The 13,808-nt window shown below is 27.4% G+C and carries 21 protein-coding genes; all 21 read left to right on the top strand.

Going from position 1 to position 13,808, the window contains the following annotated elements; translation table 11 throughout:
- Positions 1–8 precede the first annotated feature (8 nt).
- The 21 genes from J2Z42_RS00605 to xseA all read left to right on the top strand — a co-directional run bounded on the left by J2Z42_RS00605 (position 9) and on the right by xseA (position 13,790).
- The gene (locus J2Z42_RS00605; RefSeq protein ID WP_209700424.1) at positions 9–458 is read left to right on the top strand and encodes a prepilin-type N-terminal cleavage/methylation domain-containing protein; all 450 of its coding nucleotides are present in this window, start codon (positions 9–11) and stop codon (positions 456–458) included.
- Positions 439–888, top strand: coding sequence for a type II secretion system protein (locus J2Z42_RS00610; protein WP_209700425.1), 450 nt, complete (start codon positions 439–441; stop codon positions 886–888). The genes J2Z42_RS00605 and J2Z42_RS00610 overlap by 20 nt, the downstream gene beginning before the upstream one ends.
- Complete coding sequence (locus J2Z42_RS00615) at positions 857–1,348, top strand: prepilin-type N-terminal cleavage/methylation domain-containing protein (protein WP_209700426.1); 492 nt, start codon at positions 857–859, stop codon at positions 1,346–1,348. The genes J2Z42_RS00610 and J2Z42_RS00615 overlap by 32 nt, the downstream gene beginning before the upstream one ends.
- Positions 1,349–1,404: 56 nt before the next feature.
- Positions 1,405–1,740: a hypothetical protein gene (locus tag J2Z42_RS00620; RefSeq protein WP_245331404.1), complete on the top strand. Its 336-nt coding sequence runs from the start codon at positions 1,405–1,407 to the stop codon at positions 1,738–1,740.
- A gap of 26 nt (positions 1,741–1,766) precedes the next feature.
- Positions 1,767–2,489 carry a hypothetical protein gene (locus tag J2Z42_RS00625; protein ID WP_342589978.1) on the top strand — a complete coding sequence of 241 codons (723 nt, stop codon included), beginning with the start codon at positions 1,767–1,769 and terminating at the stop codon, positions 2,487–2,489.
- Complete coding sequence (locus J2Z42_RS00630) at positions 2,486–2,995, top strand: hypothetical protein (protein ID WP_209700428.1); 510 nt, start codon at positions 2,486–2,488, stop codon at positions 2,993–2,995. The genes J2Z42_RS00625 and J2Z42_RS00630 overlap by 4 nt, the downstream gene beginning before the upstream one ends.
- A 35-nt stretch (positions 2,996–3,030) precedes the next feature.
- Positions 3,031–3,492: a hypothetical protein gene (locus J2Z42_RS00635; protein ID WP_209700429.1), complete on the top strand. Its 462-nt coding sequence runs from the start codon at positions 3,031–3,033 to the stop codon at positions 3,490–3,492.
- Between the two features lie 171 nt (positions 3,493–3,663).
- Positions 3,664–4,740 carry a M24 family metallopeptidase gene (locus J2Z42_RS00640; protein ID WP_209700430.1) on the top strand — a complete coding sequence of 359 codons (1,077 nt, stop codon included), beginning with the start codon at positions 3,664–3,666 and terminating at the stop codon, positions 4,738–4,740.
- Positions 4,741–5,107: 367 nt separating this feature from the next.
- Positions 5,108–5,665, top strand: coding sequence for an elongation factor P (gene efp / locus J2Z42_RS00645; RefSeq protein WP_209700431.1), 558 nt, complete (start codon positions 5,108–5,110; stop codon positions 5,663–5,665).
- An 83-nt stretch (positions 5,666–5,748) separates the two neighbouring features.
- Positions 5,749–6,150 (top strand): CD1247 N-terminal domain-containing protein, encoded by a 402-nt coding sequence (locus J2Z42_RS00650; RefSeq protein WP_209700432.1) that lies wholly within the window; start codon positions 5,749–5,751, stop codon positions 6,148–6,150.
- Positions 6,151–6,285: 135 nt separating this feature from the next.
- Positions 6,286–7,206 carry a stage III sporulation protein AA gene (spoIIIAA, locus tag J2Z42_RS00655; protein WP_209700433.1) on the top strand — a complete coding sequence of 307 codons (921 nt, stop codon included), beginning with the start codon at positions 6,286–6,288 and terminating at the stop codon, positions 7,204–7,206.
- Positions 7,199–7,717 (top strand): stage III sporulation protein SpoIIIAB, encoded by a 519-nt coding sequence (spoIIIAB, locus tag J2Z42_RS00660; RefSeq protein ID WP_209700434.1) that lies wholly within the window; start codon positions 7,199–7,201, stop codon positions 7,715–7,717. The genes spoIIIAA and spoIIIAB overlap by 8 nt, the downstream gene beginning before the upstream one ends.
- A 57-nt stretch (positions 7,718–7,774) precedes the next feature.
- A complete protein-coding gene (gene spoIIIAC / locus J2Z42_RS00665) occupies positions 7,775–7,972 on the top strand; it encodes a stage III sporulation protein AC (RefSeq protein WP_209700435.1) in 198 nt (65 codons plus the stop codon).
- Positions 7,973–7,981: 9 nt separating this feature from the next.
- The gene (gene spoIIIAD, locus J2Z42_RS00670; protein WP_209700436.1) at positions 7,982–8,368 is read left to right on the top strand and encodes a stage III sporulation protein AD; all 387 of its coding nucleotides are present in this window, start codon (positions 7,982–7,984) and stop codon (positions 8,366–8,368) included.
- Between the two features lie 8 nt (positions 8,369–8,376).
- Entirely contained in the window at positions 8,377–9,612 is a 1,236-nt protein-coding gene (spoIIIAE, locus tag J2Z42_RS00675) for a stage III sporulation protein AE (protein ID WP_209700437.1), read from the top strand.
- 13 nt (positions 9,613–9,625) lie between these two features.
- Positions 9,626–10,216: a stage III sporulation protein AF gene (gene spoIIIAF, locus J2Z42_RS00680; protein ID WP_209700438.1), complete on the top strand. Its 591-nt coding sequence runs from the start codon at positions 9,626–9,628 to the stop codon at positions 10,214–10,216.
- Positions 10,217–10,265: 49 nt separating this feature from the next.
- Positions 10,266–10,898 (top strand): stage III sporulation protein AG, encoded by a 633-nt coding sequence (spoIIIAG, locus tag J2Z42_RS00685; RefSeq protein ID WP_209700439.1) that lies wholly within the window; start codon positions 10,266–10,268, stop codon positions 10,896–10,898.
- A 57-nt stretch (positions 10,899–10,955) separates the two neighbouring features.
- Positions 10,956–11,504, top strand: coding sequence for a SpoIIIAH-like family protein (locus J2Z42_RS00690; RefSeq protein WP_209700440.1), 549 nt, complete (start codon positions 10,956–10,958; stop codon positions 11,502–11,504).
- Between the two features lie 111 nt (positions 11,505–11,615).
- Positions 11,616–12,005, top strand: a complete 390-nt coding sequence (locus J2Z42_RS00695; RefSeq protein WP_209700441.1) for an Asp23/Gls24 family envelope stress response protein — start codon at positions 11,616–11,618, stop codon at positions 12,003–12,005.
- Positions 12,006–12,121: 116 nt separating this feature from the next.
- Complete coding sequence (gene nusB / locus J2Z42_RS00700) at positions 12,122–12,559, top strand: transcription antitermination factor NusB (RefSeq protein ID WP_209700442.1); 438 nt, start codon at positions 12,122–12,124, stop codon at positions 12,557–12,559.
- Positions 12,560–12,587: 28 nt separating this feature from the next.
- On the top strand, positions 12,588–13,790 hold the full coding sequence (xseA, locus tag J2Z42_RS00705) for an exodeoxyribonuclease VII large subunit (RefSeq protein ID WP_209700443.1): 1,203 nt from the start codon (positions 12,588–12,590) through the stop codon (positions 13,788–13,790).
- The last annotated feature ends 18 nt before the right edge of the window (positions 13,791–13,808 follow it).

Consider the following 13,808-nt stretch of genomic DNA (forward strand, 5'->3'; position numbering starts at 1 on the left):
CTACTTTTATGAACTTTAATTATTTTAAAAAAGGTTTTACACTGATTGAACTCATAATAGTGATATGTATAATGTCTATTATATTTAGCTATAGCTTGATTAACCTGGGTTCTATTGGAAGCTTGGAAAATAAAATAGATGTGGATGTATTTGACAATGAATTGTTATGCTTTATAAATAGGGCAAAAGTTTACTGTAGAGAGAAGAATGTTTCAGGGTATATACGATTTGATTTAAATCGCAGAAATATAACTTTTAACAATGATATAGAAGAAATATCTAAAATGGATTTACCTGAAAAGTTCAATATAATAAGCAGTACTGGAAATAATATAATAATGATAAATAGCAGTGGTGTATTAGGCGATTCCTGCAGTATAGAATTTAAAGATAGAAATGGTAACCGCCACTGTATAACTATTTGTGTCGGGAGTTTTTATGCAGAAGTTAAATTTTAAAAATAGAAAAGGTTTCACTCTAATTGAAGTACTTTGCAGTATATCCGTATTTATAATATTATTCACTTTGGCTTTTAATGTACAATTAAATACTTTAAAAATAAAAAAGTATAATGAAAAAATGAAAAATTATACTTATATAATGGAGTATGTTAAAAATAATATTATTTATGATATTAGATATGAAGACTTGATGAATTTATCATGTAATGGCATGAAGTATGTAAAATTGGAAGATGCGTTAAAAGCTGAAAATGAAAACAAGGATATTTTAAATTTATTTTCAGATAAAAACCCTGGAAGGGAGTATATAGAAATTAACATTGAAAAAGGGGAAGCTTTAAAAATAGATTTAAAATTATATGCAAATATATATGGAACATATAAAGGTGAAGAATGTGAATTTTATAAAGGAAAATTTGAAAGATAATTCAAAAAATGGATTTACTATTATTGAAATAGTTATGACATTAGCAATCATATGCATAATAACTACAGTTCAAACTTGTGTAATTTTAAAATATATGAAATTGAACAGGGAAGAAATTAATTTAAGTAGAGATAAGTTTTATACAGATGAAGCTTTTGAAATAATGAAGTCTCAAATTGACAGTGCAAAATATATAAGAATTAAAAATAATATGATTGAAGTAAACAGATTTGACAATAAAGGTTGGGATTATATAAAAAGAAACAAAAGGTCAGATATAGTTATAACTTATGGATATACAAATTTTGAAGTAAGTAACAATATATTAAGGAATGTAGCAGAATTTAATGTAACAAATAGAAATAATATTTGTTACATATATATAAAGACAAAGGAAGGTAATGTTTATAAAAAATGTTTTGGAATAGATCGAGAAAAAGTAAAAGAGGATTCATATTAATTTATGTATTATTCATAGGACTTATATGTATATTTATTTCAATGGGATGTTATAGTATGGAAACACTTATAAAGTCGGATGATTTACATGATTATAAAATGTCATTTAAAACAGATAATATTCAAAAATACAGGGAAATATTAATTACAAGATTAAATGAATACATTAATAAAAGTGTAAGCTATCACAATGATAATGATATAAGTAAATATTTTTCAAATTTAAAAGACTTTAGAATTTGTTATCAAAACAGTTATGTGTATTATGATAAAAATAGTAATACCTTTAAATTAGAGTATATTATAGACAACAAATTTTGTAGAGAAGAAACTTACGAATATACAGTGAATAATGGAAGAATAAAATATGGATGCATAAATTATTCCATTTAAATATTTATGCGAAGGAGAAATATAAAGTGTGGAAATCATCTTTTTTAGAATTGAAGGGTGAAAATATAACATATATAAAAAAACATAGAGGAATATTTGAAAATAATAAAATAAATAAGCGGATATTTAATATTAATGAATTTAAAAAAATAAAAATTAATTTAAAACATAAACGGGTATATATACTTGTACATGGTGAAAAAGTATATGTAGAAAATTTTATTATGCCAAAACTAAAAGAGAAGTATTTGTATAATCTTATAGAAGAAAAATTAAAAGAAAAATTTAAAAATATTGATAATATAATGTTTTCTTATAAAATCCTAAGCGATAATGGTCATAACTTACACATAATGGTGTTTTGCATGAACTGGAATAATGTAGAATTACTAAAAAATTTTATTAAAAATAAAACTGAGGTTAAAGGGATACTCCCTGTTCAGTTTTATGCTTTAAATAGATATGCTAAAAATATAAAAGAAAATAATTATATATTTGCAGCATTCTTTGATAAAATTATATATTTTCTTGCATGTCAGAAAGAAAAAGTTGTATTCAATGAATTATTCGAGATTCAATGTAAAGAAGATTTCATGTATTATTTTGATGAATTTAATTTAAAATTGAAGTTGCTTATACCGGGTATTGATTTTAAAAATATAGAATTTTTGAATTTACCATATAAAGATGTGATTGGTGGTATATATAAAAAGTATAAATGCAATGATTTAGGAGAAATGAGCATATGATTATTGGATATTTTTTACCTAAATGGTATGTAAAAGATAAATTGATTGTAAAAAATAAACGGCTAAAATTGATTGCATCTGTATTATTGATTATAAATATGATATTTTTAAATATCATAATATTATATGGAAATAAATTAAAGTTACTTAATGGAACAATAAAAGAAAAAAGCAATATGTATGTTTTAAAAACATCTAAAAATATAAAAGATACTAAATTTAATACTATTGAAACTTATTTAGACTTTTTAAAAATTTTTGGAGAGTATAAGCAGATCGGGAATGTTAATATAAATAATGATGAAATAGATTTTGAATTTACAGGTCAGAGCAATTCTTTCTTCAATCTAGTTAAGCGTATAGAAAGTTCTAATAAATTCACAATAATTAATATATCGTCATTAAAAGGAAATGATGACGAAAATGGAGCTAATTCAAATAAAGATGTTCAAGAAAATTCAGATAGCACCGAAAAAATTTGGAAAATTTATTTAAAACATAGATAGAATTTTATTTTAGAGATATTTAGAGGTATAAAATAATGGAAAATTTAAATGAAAGAATTAATGGTAATATAAAGTATAAATTTGCTATAGTTGTATTATCAATTGTATGCGTGATAATGGCTGTGGAAAGTTTAATTATTATTAAAAATGTAAATACACGAAAGACACAACTTAGTGGTATTGATAATAAACTTAATAAGAAATATATTAATAAAAAAATTCAATATAATGAAATAATCAACAGTTTAAATGAAATGAACAATGTAAAAATATTGGATTTTAATAATGATAAGGTAAAAGACATTATAACAATAAATTTGGAAATAATAGATAATAAGAAAAATATTCAAAATGATTTTACCAAAATTGAGAAGATAAAGGGATTTTATAATATAGCAAGTATAAAAACTGGTGATTATAAAGATGAAAATAAAGATGGAACTTTTAAAATACAACTTAGCGTTAATTTTACAAAAGATATGAAAAAAGAAGTATAATATAAGTAATTGAGATTATTACAAGGGTCATTATTATTTGCAAATAAGAACAAGTTTTGATAAAATAACATTGATAAAAATATAATTATTTTACCTCCATTTGGAATAATAAATATGAAATTGGTAATTATAATAATGTACCTTGCTAAAAACTAGTTAGGGGGATTTTGGTTGTTTAAATATAGAATTGAAAAACTTAGAAAATGTATGCAGGAAAAAAATTTAGATGGTGTTTTATTGATTGGAGATGCTAATAGAAATTATTTAAGTGGATTTACAGGAAATGAAAGCTATTCTTTAATTACTAAAAAAGATGCATTTTTTATAACGGATTCTAGGTTTACAGAACAAGCAGAACAACAGGTTAAGGACTATGAAGTGCTGGAATACAGTAAGGTGGGTTCTTTTGTAGATTTTTTATCAAATTTAGTCAATAAAAATTCAATTAAAATACTTGGATTTGAAGAAGATATAGTTACTTATAATTTATATAGTCTTTATAAAAGTAAACTTAATTGTCAGCTTGTACCTATGAATGGTATGGTCGAATCAATAAGGATAGTTAAAGATGAAGAAGAATTAAAACTTATAAGGAATTCAGCAGAAATTGCAGATAAGGCTTTTTCTCATATGCTTCAATATATAAAAGCAGGAATGAGTGAAAGAGAAATAGGAATTGAACTTGAATTTTACATGAAAAAATTAGGAGCTTCAGGTCTTTCATTCCCTTCAATAGTTGCATCAGGAGTAAGATCAAGTCTTCCACATGGAGAAGCTACTGACAAAATTGTAAATAAAGGTGAGTTTCTAACCATGGATTTTGGATGCATATATAAAGAATATTGTTCTGATATGACAAGGACTATAGTTATTGGGAAACCTTCTGACAAGATGATAGAAATATATAATATAGTGCTGAAAGCTCAAAAAACGGCTTTGAAGGAGTATAAAACTGGTAAGTCAGCAGCAGAGGTAGATTCTATTGCAAGAGATTATATAACTAAAAATGGGTATGGAAAATATTTTGGTCACAGTCTCGGGCATGGAGTTGGAAGGCAAATTCACGAATCACCGGTTATTGGATATAGAAATACAAATGAATTGAAGAAGAATATGGTAGTGACAGATGAACCTGGTATATATTTACCGGACTTTGGAGGAGTAAGAATAGAAGATTTACTTGTAGTAAAAGATAATGGTGGAGAAGTTTTATCACATTCTCCAAAAGAATTGATTTGCGTTGGTTAATTTATTTATAAAAAATGTTTATAGCACTACTTATTGATAGTTTTATTTAATAATTATTTAAATTATAGTATATATAGTAATTAATATAGAATATTCTACATGAGTGAGTGTTACTAATATATTAAAGTACAAATAAATGTTTTAATTTATAAGGTCAAATAAAAATAAGAAAGGGGTTTAAAGCCGTTAGATTGACAATTATATAGACATAATTGTATTAATAGTTAGGGTGAATGACATCCGAATTTAAGCTTCTGGAGTATCGGACCAAAGAAAAGTAACATTAAATAAATGTGAAATCAGGTATTATGAAAGAAGAAGTAGACTTTCAGTTGGTACTTATTGAGTTTACGCAACGGCATATTATATGATATCAGCAGGAGATTTAAGAAAAGGAACAACTTTTGAGCAAGATGGACAAGTGTACACAGTAGTGGACTTTCTCCATGTAAAACCAGGTAAAGGAGCAGCTTTTGTAAGAACAAAATTGAGAAATGTTATAAATGGAGCAGTTACAGAAACAACTTTTAATCCAACTGCAAAACTTCAGGAAGCAGTTATAGAAAGAAAGGAAATGCAATATCTGTATTCTGATGGTGAACTTTACTATTTCATGGATCAGGAAACATTTGAACAAATTCCACTAGAACATGAAAAAGTAGAAGATGCTATAAAATTTTTAAAGGAAAATATGTTTGCCACAATAAAATTTTATAAAGGTGAAGCATTTTCTGTAGAAGCACCAAATTTTGTAGAACTTCAGGTAACTCATACTGAACCAGGTGTTAAAGGAAATACTGCAACAAATGTTTTAAAACCAGCAACTCTTGAAACAGGAGCAATTGTTCAAGTCCCTATATTTGTAAATGAAGGTGAAACAATAAGAGTTGATACAAGAACCGGAGAATATATGGAAAGAGTTTGATAATATTTAGTTTATAAAATTTAGAATACATCTTTAAAGATTATGTTATACTATAATAAAAATAATTTTAAGGGTGTGATATTGTGAATTCTAATATTAGTTCAAGAATAGCTTATGTTAATGGGTTAGTTAGTGGACTTGAAATAAATAAAGATAGCAAAGAAGGAAAAGTACTTTTAGAAATTATAAAAATACTTTATGATTTGTCTGAAAAAGTTTCAGATCTATCTGAAGCTCAAAAACATATGCATAGACATATAGATGCTGTTGATGAGGATTTAGCTGATTTGACAGATAGTATATTATATGATGATTATGAATCTCTTGAAGATGAAGAAAATAATTTTGAAGAGATAAAATGTCCTAATTGTCATGATTTAGTTTATGTTGATAAAGATATGATGGGACAAAAAGAAGAAATAATATGCCCTAATTGCAAGGGCAAAATATCACTACTTCTTAAAAAAGAAGATGAAAATAAATAGAAGGGTTATCCAAATAGAAATTTTATATTTGGATAGCTCTTTTTTTTATCTAATTATTTTTTAATTTTTAAATTATATGGAATAATTTTAGAAAAATAAAAATAGAGATTAATATAAAGAAAGGAGATGAAAAATATGGATACTAAAGAAATACTTCATATGTTATCTGATAGATTAAGTAGAGAAGTTAAGCACTTTATGGATAACGATGATTTACAAGAAATAAGAATAAGGGCAAATAAACCTTTGATATTTGAAATAGGTGAAAAAGAAGTTCTATCCAAGTACAAAGTCAGTATGGAAGACATCAATACTATAGTAAAAAGAATAAGCAATTATTCTATATATGCATTTGAAGATGAAATAAGACGTGGGTATATAACAATAAAAGGTGGTCACAGAATAGGAATCTGTGGAAGGTGTGTAATTGAAAAAAACCAGGTTAAAACTATAAAAAATATATCATCATTGAATATTAGAATATGCAGACAAGTTTTAGGATGTTCAAATAATATAATGAAATTTATTCTGGATAAAAGTGAAGTTATAAATACTATAATAATTTCCCCGCCAAAATGTGGAAAGACAACTCTCATAAGGGATATTACAAGAAATATATCAGATGGTGATGCGAATTTTAAAGGAAAGAAAGTATGTGTGGTAGATGAAAGAAGTGAAATTGGAGCATGTTCATGTGGAGTTCCACAACTGGATATAGGAATAAGAACTGATGTTATGGATGGATGCCTGAAAAGTGAAGGAATAATAATGGCAATAAGGAGCATGTCACCGGATGTTATAGTATGTGATGAAATTGGAAATTACAAGGATATGGAAAGCATAGTGACAGCACTTAATTCCGGTGTAAGTTTAATTACTACTATCCATGGATACGGAATAGAAGATCTTTATAGGAGGCCTGTTTTTAAAGAGATAGTTGAAAATGAAGTTTTTAAGAGAGCTATAGTTTTGAGTTATAGAAAAGGGGCTGGAACAGTAGAATATATATATGATTTCATAAATAAGGTAAAAATTCCTGGTAAATACAATGATTAAACTATTGGGATGTATTATGATAATTTTTTCTACTACAGTTTTTGGATTCAATTATGGTGAAAAATTAAAAAGAAGGACAAAAGAATTATATGAAATTCAAAGATGTATGTGTGAAATTGAAAACCAAATAATATATACTCATACTCCGCTACCTGATACTCTAAAAAATGCAGCAATTAAAGCCAAAGAACCCATTTCATCAGTACTTGAACAAATTTATTATATGCTGGAAGAAAATAAAGTGTACAGCGTTTATGAAGCTTTCAAAAGTGCTTTTTCAGATAAAATAGAGACTTTAAGTTTGAAAGATGAAGATATAACTATAATTATGGACTTTTCAAAATCTTTAGGAGAATCTGATGTAGAAGGGCAAAGGGCTATATTTTCTTTAGCTACTGAAAATATTAAAAAACAAATTAAAATATCAGAAAATGTTATAAAAAAAAATGTGAAAATGTATAGATGTCTCGGATTTTCTATCGGAGCAGTTATATCTATACTTTTAATTTAAAATACTTAAATTAGTTCGATTGGAACTTTTAACAAGATTATAAGGAGAGATACTGATATGTTAGATGTAAGTTTAATATTTAAAATAGCAGCCGTGGGTATAGTCGTAATAGTCATAAATAAAGTTTTAGAAACTAGTGGAAAAGGTGAATATGCGGTGGTAACTAATCTTGCTGGAATTGTTATAGTACTTATGATGGTTGTAACTGTGGTCAACAAGCTATTTAATACAGTCAGAACCATGTTCCAGTTTTAGGAGAAACTTATGGAAATAGTTAAAATTGTATTATTTGCTTTTACTGCACTTTTTATTACACTAATTTTTAAAAGCAGGGGTAGGGAAGATTTTGCAGTTTATGTTAGTATAACAGCTGGAGTTTTGATATTCATATTTATGTTTACTAAAATAACGGCAGTTCTTCAATTCATACAACAACTGGCAGTGAAAGCAAATATAGACTTCGTTTACTTAAATACTGTGTTTAAAATACTTGCTATTGCTTATCTGGCATCTTTCTGCAGTGAAATATGCAGAGATGCAGGAGAAAGCAATTTAGGAGCAAAAGTTGAATTTGCAGGGAAAATTTTAATTTTGGTTCTTGCAATTCCTATACTTATGGCGGTGCTTCAGTCAATTTTAAAAATTATGTAGGTGCGCTTATGAAAAATATTTTATTGGGTTTAATTATTACTTTGATAGTTGGATTTAATGTTCAGGCTTTTGATACTTTAGGTACTAATGAAAATATAAATAATTCAAACAATGTGGAAGATAGTTACGAAAATGGACAGGAAACAAAAAAAATAAGTGATGAAAATTCAGCCAATAAATTAAATGGTGAAACTGAAAAAATAGAAAAGTTATACGATTACATATCCAATATGAAGACTAAAAATGAATTATTGAGAGATGTAGATTTTAAAGAATATGTGAAAAATTTTATGAAATCAGGAAATGGGCAAGTATCTACAAAAAAAATTATAAATGCCGTTTCTATGTATTTAGTAAGAGAACTTGCTGCATCTATTAAACTTCTGGCTGTTTTGGTAATCATAGCTATAATATGTGCATTGATTACTAATCTGCAAAAGGCATTTAGTTCGGAAGGATTATCAAATATAGCTTATTTTGCATGCTATTCTCTTCTCATAATAATAATGGCTAAAAGTTTTTATATAGGAGTAGATATTGCAAGGTCCACAATAAATGATATGACAAATTTTATGCTTGCCCTAGTTCCAATACTCATTATGCTGCTTACAACAACGGGGAGCTTTATAGAAGCTACCATTATGGATCCTATTATAATAGGAAGTATAACTATAAGTGCAGAAATTTTTATGAATTTTATAATTCCCTTGATATGTATGTCATTTGTACTGCAATTTGTAAATAATCTATCTTCTGAATATAAAATAGATAAGCTTACAAAATTATTAAATCAAGTTGCACTATGGTCACAGGGAATAATAATGACCGTGTTCATAGGAATAATGACTATAAGAGGAGTTACCTCAAGTACTATAGATGAAGTGACTGCTAAAACTGCTAAATTTGCAGTGGATAATTTTGTACCTATAGTAGGAAAAAGTCTTTCAGATGCGGTATCTACTGTAGCTGGATACGCTATACTGGTAAAAAATTCCTTAAGCAGTCTGGGACTTTTAGTATTGATCTTAATATTATTGTTTCCTGTAGTTAAACTTGTAGTTCTTATAGTGCTTTATAAATTAACTGCTGCACTAATAGAACCTATAAGTGACAGCAGGATGGTCAACTGTATAAACTCAGCAGGAGATTCACTGACACTTATAACTGGCTGCTTGATATGTGTATCTGTAATGTTTTTTATAATGATAGCCATTGTTGCAGCTTGCGGCAAGGGCATTATGTAGAGAAGGTGATTTTTTGTTTCTTAATGCTCTTAAAAGCTGGCTTATAAATATTTGTGCAGCGGTATTTTTTATAACTGCAATTGAAATGGTACTACCTGATAATAGCATGAAAAAATATTCAAAATTTGTACTTGGCTTGATTTTAATTACAGTTTTTATACAACCAATAGTAGGTTTATTTAATAAGAATTTTAATTTGAGCACCTATAGTCAAAAAATTTTTAATAATTTTGATGAAAAGCAGAATATAGATGAATTGAGCAAGTATAAATCCCAAAACCTACAGAATACTATAGATACTTTTAAATTAAATGTTCAGACAAATTGTGAAAAAAAACTTAAAGAAAAATATCCAGATAGAACTTATAAGGTAGAAGTAAATGCCAACTATGATAATGAAAATAACAATGTAAACATAGACGGTGTATATGTAACGGTTAAAAATTCAAGCGTTGACAAAGTAAAAAAAGTTGTCATAGATACTAAAAGTGTAAATTATGATAATTCAAATGATTCGTCAGGTAAAGTTGGTGCTGACATAAAATCTTATTTAAGCGGCGAGCTTGATGTATCTGAAAACATTATTCATGTAAGGGATGGCTAATTAAATTGACTATTTAAAAAGTTAATTAGAAATGGATAGGTGAAAAACTATGAACTTTAAAAAATGGTTTTCAGGGATTATTAAAACATTGGACACTAAAAATTTAAAAAATAAAAATAAAGGAGTAAACTTATTAATAATTTTTTTAATTGGGGTTTTAATGATTATAACAGTAAGTTTTTTTAAAACTCCCGATTCAAATAAGGCTCAAACAACAAATAGTAATAATAGCAGCAGCAGTAAAAGTACAGCAAGCAATGAAACTCAGGATAAAAGTGATTCAAGCGATTATGAGAAATCAGTAGAAGCAAAATTAAAAGATACCTTGGAAAAAATAGACGGAGTTGGAAAAGTTGATGTAATGATAAGTTTTGAAAGTGGGGAAGAACAGGTACCGGCAGTAAATATAAATGATTCTAAAAATACTACTCAAGAAAAAGATACATCAGGTGGAACAAGAAATACTGTACAGGATAATAACGGAAGTACGGTAGTTACTACAAATGATGGTGATAAATCTAAACCGTTGATTCTTAAAACGTATAAACCTAAAGTATCGGGGGTATGTATTGTAGCAGAGGGTGCGGAAAATGAAATAACTGAACTTAGAATATCTAAAGCTGTTATGGATCTTTTTAATATAACTGAAGACAAGATTAATGTATATCCTATGAAAAAGTAGTATATACGAAAAATAAATAGCATATAATTTTTAAAGAGGAGATAGGGGGAATGGAAAATGAATAAAAAACAGGCTGTAATTATTGTGACTCTTTTAGCTCTAATAGTTTGCGTAGGTGTGCTTGCAACTAAGGTAAATAGTCCTTTTAGTGTCGCCGACAATCAAAGTATAAATAATGGTAAAAGTGCAGTGTCTTTTAATAGTAATGATACCAGTACTAAAAGTTCAAGTACTAAAAGTTCCAGTACCAAAAATTCAAAGTCACAATTTTTTGAAGAATCTAGATTGGACAGGGATCAAAAGGATGCAGAAACACTTCAAAAATTAAAGAATTTAGTTGATGATAAAAATGTATCACAGCAAAATCGTGCAGATGCCGAAAAGAAATATACAGATTTAGCTATGAATACAGATTATGAATCAAAAATAGAAACAGTTTTAAAGAGCAAAGGCTATGATGATGTTATATGCTCTGTAGAAAATGGAAAAGTGAGAGTTATAGTCAAAAAATCTGAAGATTTGACAGACAAGGATACAAGGGAAATAAAAGATGTTGTTATGGGAATTTCAAAAATGGAAGATGTAGAGATAGAAGTAAAAAAATAGATTTATGAACATATTTATTTGTAAAAATTTTTTTCATTTGATATAATGTAGATGTTGTAATAGCATACTTAATATAGTCTTTCAATGAATGAAAACCCGGGAGGTGCCATAATGGAAGAAAATACAAATAATGAAATTGATATGGGTATCGTGAAAATATCAGATGAAGTGGTAGGAGTAATTGCAGGACTTGCTACTACAGAAATAAATGGTATAGTTGGAATGAGTGCAAATCTTGTTGGAGGCATTACACAGATATTAACAGGAAAGAAAAATCTATCAAAAGGTGTTAAGGTAAGTGTAGGAGAAAATAGTGCTGCTATAGATTTATATGTAGTAGTAGAGTATGGAATTAGAATTCCGGATGTTGCACTTAAAGTTCAGGAAAATGTTAAAAAAGCGGTACAGTCAATGACAGGACTGGAAGTTTCTGCTGTAAATATACATGTTCAAAATGTTATAATTCCAAAATCCGAAGAAATTGAAGACGATGAAGAATAGTTGATGCACCCTCTTAAAAAAGAGGGTGTTTTTATATACTTGAATTGGGACAATAATTTAAAGTATAATATATCTGAAATGATATTAAATATATATGTATCCAAATGGAGGGCAAAATGAACAGAAAAAAATCAAGAGAATTGGCAATGAAACTATTATTCCAGATGACTATAAACAAAGAGGATTCAAGCAAGGTTATAGAAAATCTAAAAGAAAATCAGGAAACAGAATCAAATAAAAAAGAAGATACAAATTTGAAAGATATAGATATGGATTATTTAGTAAGGGTTTTGAAGGGTGTTGAAGTTAATAGAGATCTAATCGATTCAAAAATACAGAATTATTTAAAAAAATGGAAAATAGATAGATTGTCTAAAATTGATATTACAATACTTAGGATATGTTCCTATGAATTTTTGTACGAAGAGGATATACCTAAAAATGTATCTATAAATGAGGCGGTGGAGCTTGCAAAAGTATATGGAGAAGACAAATCAGCCAATTTTATAAATGGAGTGCTTGGAAGCATGATTAAAGATGTAAATAAGGCTTAGTAACTGTATAAAATGTGAGGTAGTCACTATGTATATAAAAGTATTGACTGTATCGGATATAAATAATTATATAAAAAGAAACTTTGATAATGATTTCATACTTCAAAATTCTTCTGTAAAGGGTGAGATATCAAATATAAAGTTTCACAGCAGTGGACATATATACTTTTCTTTAAAAGATGAATATACTAAAATAAACTGCATAATGTTTAGAAGTGCAGCCAGAAATCTAGAATTTATACCTGAAAATGGTATGAAAATAGTAGTAAAAGGCAGAATATCTGTATATGAAAAAGAAGGAGCATATCAGTTATACTGCAATGAAATGAAAGTAGATGGAATTGGAGAACTTTATATAGCGTTTGAAAAACTGAAAGTAAAATTAGAGGCTAAAGGATTATTTGACAAAGAACATAAAAAGGAAATTCCTGATTATCCATTTAAAATAGGAATAGTAACTTCGCCTACTGGTGCTGCGTTAAGGGATATAATAAATGTTACAAAGAGACGAAATAAAGCTGTTAAACTTATTGTATATCCATCTTTAGTACAGGGGCAGAATGCAGCCGATAATATAATAAAAGGAATTGCTGCATTAAACAATATTGAGGACATTGACCTTATAATTTTAGCTAGGGGCGGTGGGTCCATAGAAGATCTGTGGTGTTTTAATGATGAAAATGTTGCAGAGGCAATATATAATTCAAAAAAGCCGGTGATAACAGGCATAGGACATGAAATTGATTATACCATAGCTGATTTTGTATCTGATATGAGGGCTCCAACTCCATCGGCAGCAGCAGAGCTCGCAGTATTTGATTTGAAAAATGCAGAAAATAAAATTGAATCCTGTAAGGATTTTTTAAAAAGTAGTATGGAAAATATTAAAAATAGTAAAAAAGATGAACTTGCATTTATGAAAAAAAGGCTTGATTTAATCAGTCCTATGGCATACATAGCTAATCAATATGCAAATATAGATAGAATAGAAGAAATTTTAAATGTAAAAATAAATAGAAATATTACGTCATATAAAGAAAAACTCCATAAAATAAAGGGAATATTGGAAGCCAGCAATCCTTTTAATATACTAAATAAAGGCTATTCGGTAATAGAAGATGAGGATAAAAATGTAATAAATTCTATAAAAGATTTAACCAAAATAAACAAAGTCAATATAATAATGAAAGATGGAGAATCTGAATTTGAGATTTCAAAAATAAAAAAATAATTCAAAGGGGGAGGTATA

Origin of the sequence: Clostridium algifaecis (genome assembly GCF_017874415.1) — a bacterium.
Taxonomy (GTDB): domain Bacteria; phylum Bacillota; class Clostridia; order Clostridiales; family Clostridiaceae; genus Clostridium_B; species Clostridium_B algifaecis.

Excerpts from the sequence above, each read along its gene's own strand:
- J2Z42_RS00605 (WP_209700424.1), top strand. The coding sequence starts at position 9 with ATGAACTTTAATTATTTTAAAAAAGGTTTTACACTGATTGAACTCATA.
- J2Z42_RS00610 (WP_209700425.1), top strand. The coding sequence starts at position 439 with ATGCAGAAGTTAAATTTTAAAAATAGAAAAGGTTTCACTCTAATTGAA.
- J2Z42_RS00620 (WP_245331404.1), top strand. The coding sequence starts at position 1,405 with ATGGAAACACTTATAAAGTCGGATGATTTACATGATTATAAAATGTCA.
- J2Z42_RS00630 (WP_209700428.1), top strand. The coding sequence starts at position 2,486 with ATGATTATTGGATATTTTTTACCTAAATGGTATGTAAAAGATAAATTG.
- J2Z42_RS00635 (WP_209700429.1), top strand. The coding sequence starts at position 3,031 with ATGGAAAATTTAAATGAAAGAATTAATGGTAATATAAAGTATAAATTT.
- efp (WP_209700431.1), top strand. The coding sequence starts at position 5,108 with ATGATATCAGCAGGAGATTTAAGAAAAGGAACAACTTTTGAGCAAGAT.
- spoIIIAA (WP_209700433.1), top strand. The coding sequence starts at position 6,286 with ATGGATACTAAAGAAATACTTCATATGTTATCTGATAGATTAAGTAGA.
- spoIIIAB (WP_209700434.1), top strand. The coding sequence starts at position 7,199 with ATGATTAAACTATTGGGATGTATTATGATAATTTTTTCTACTACAGTT.
- spoIIIAC (WP_209700435.1), top strand. The coding sequence starts at position 7,775 with ATGTTAGATGTAAGTTTAATATTTAAAATAGCAGCCGTGGGTATAGTC.
- spoIIIAD (WP_209700436.1), top strand. The coding sequence starts at position 7,982 with ATGGAAATAGTTAAAATTGTATTATTTGCTTTTACTGCACTTTTTATT.
- spoIIIAE (WP_209700437.1), top strand. The coding sequence starts at position 8,377 with ATGAAAAATATTTTATTGGGTTTAATTATTACTTTGATAGTTGGATTT.
- spoIIIAG (WP_209700439.1), top strand. The coding sequence starts at position 10,266 with ATGAACTTTAAAAAATGGTTTTCAGGGATTATTAAAACATTGGACACT.
- J2Z42_RS00690 (WP_209700440.1), top strand. The coding sequence starts at position 10,956 with ATGAATAAAAAACAGGCTGTAATTATTGTGACTCTTTTAGCTCTAATA.
- J2Z42_RS00695 (WP_209700441.1), top strand. The coding sequence starts at position 11,616 with ATGGAAGAAAATACAAATAATGAAATTGATATGGGTATCGTGAAAATA.
- nusB (WP_209700442.1), top strand. The coding sequence starts at position 12,122 with ATGAACAGAAAAAAATCAAGAGAATTGGCAATGAAACTATTATTCCAG.
- xseA (WP_209700443.1), top strand. The coding sequence starts at position 12,588 with ATGTATATAAAAGTATTGACTGTATCGGATATAAATAATTATATAAAA.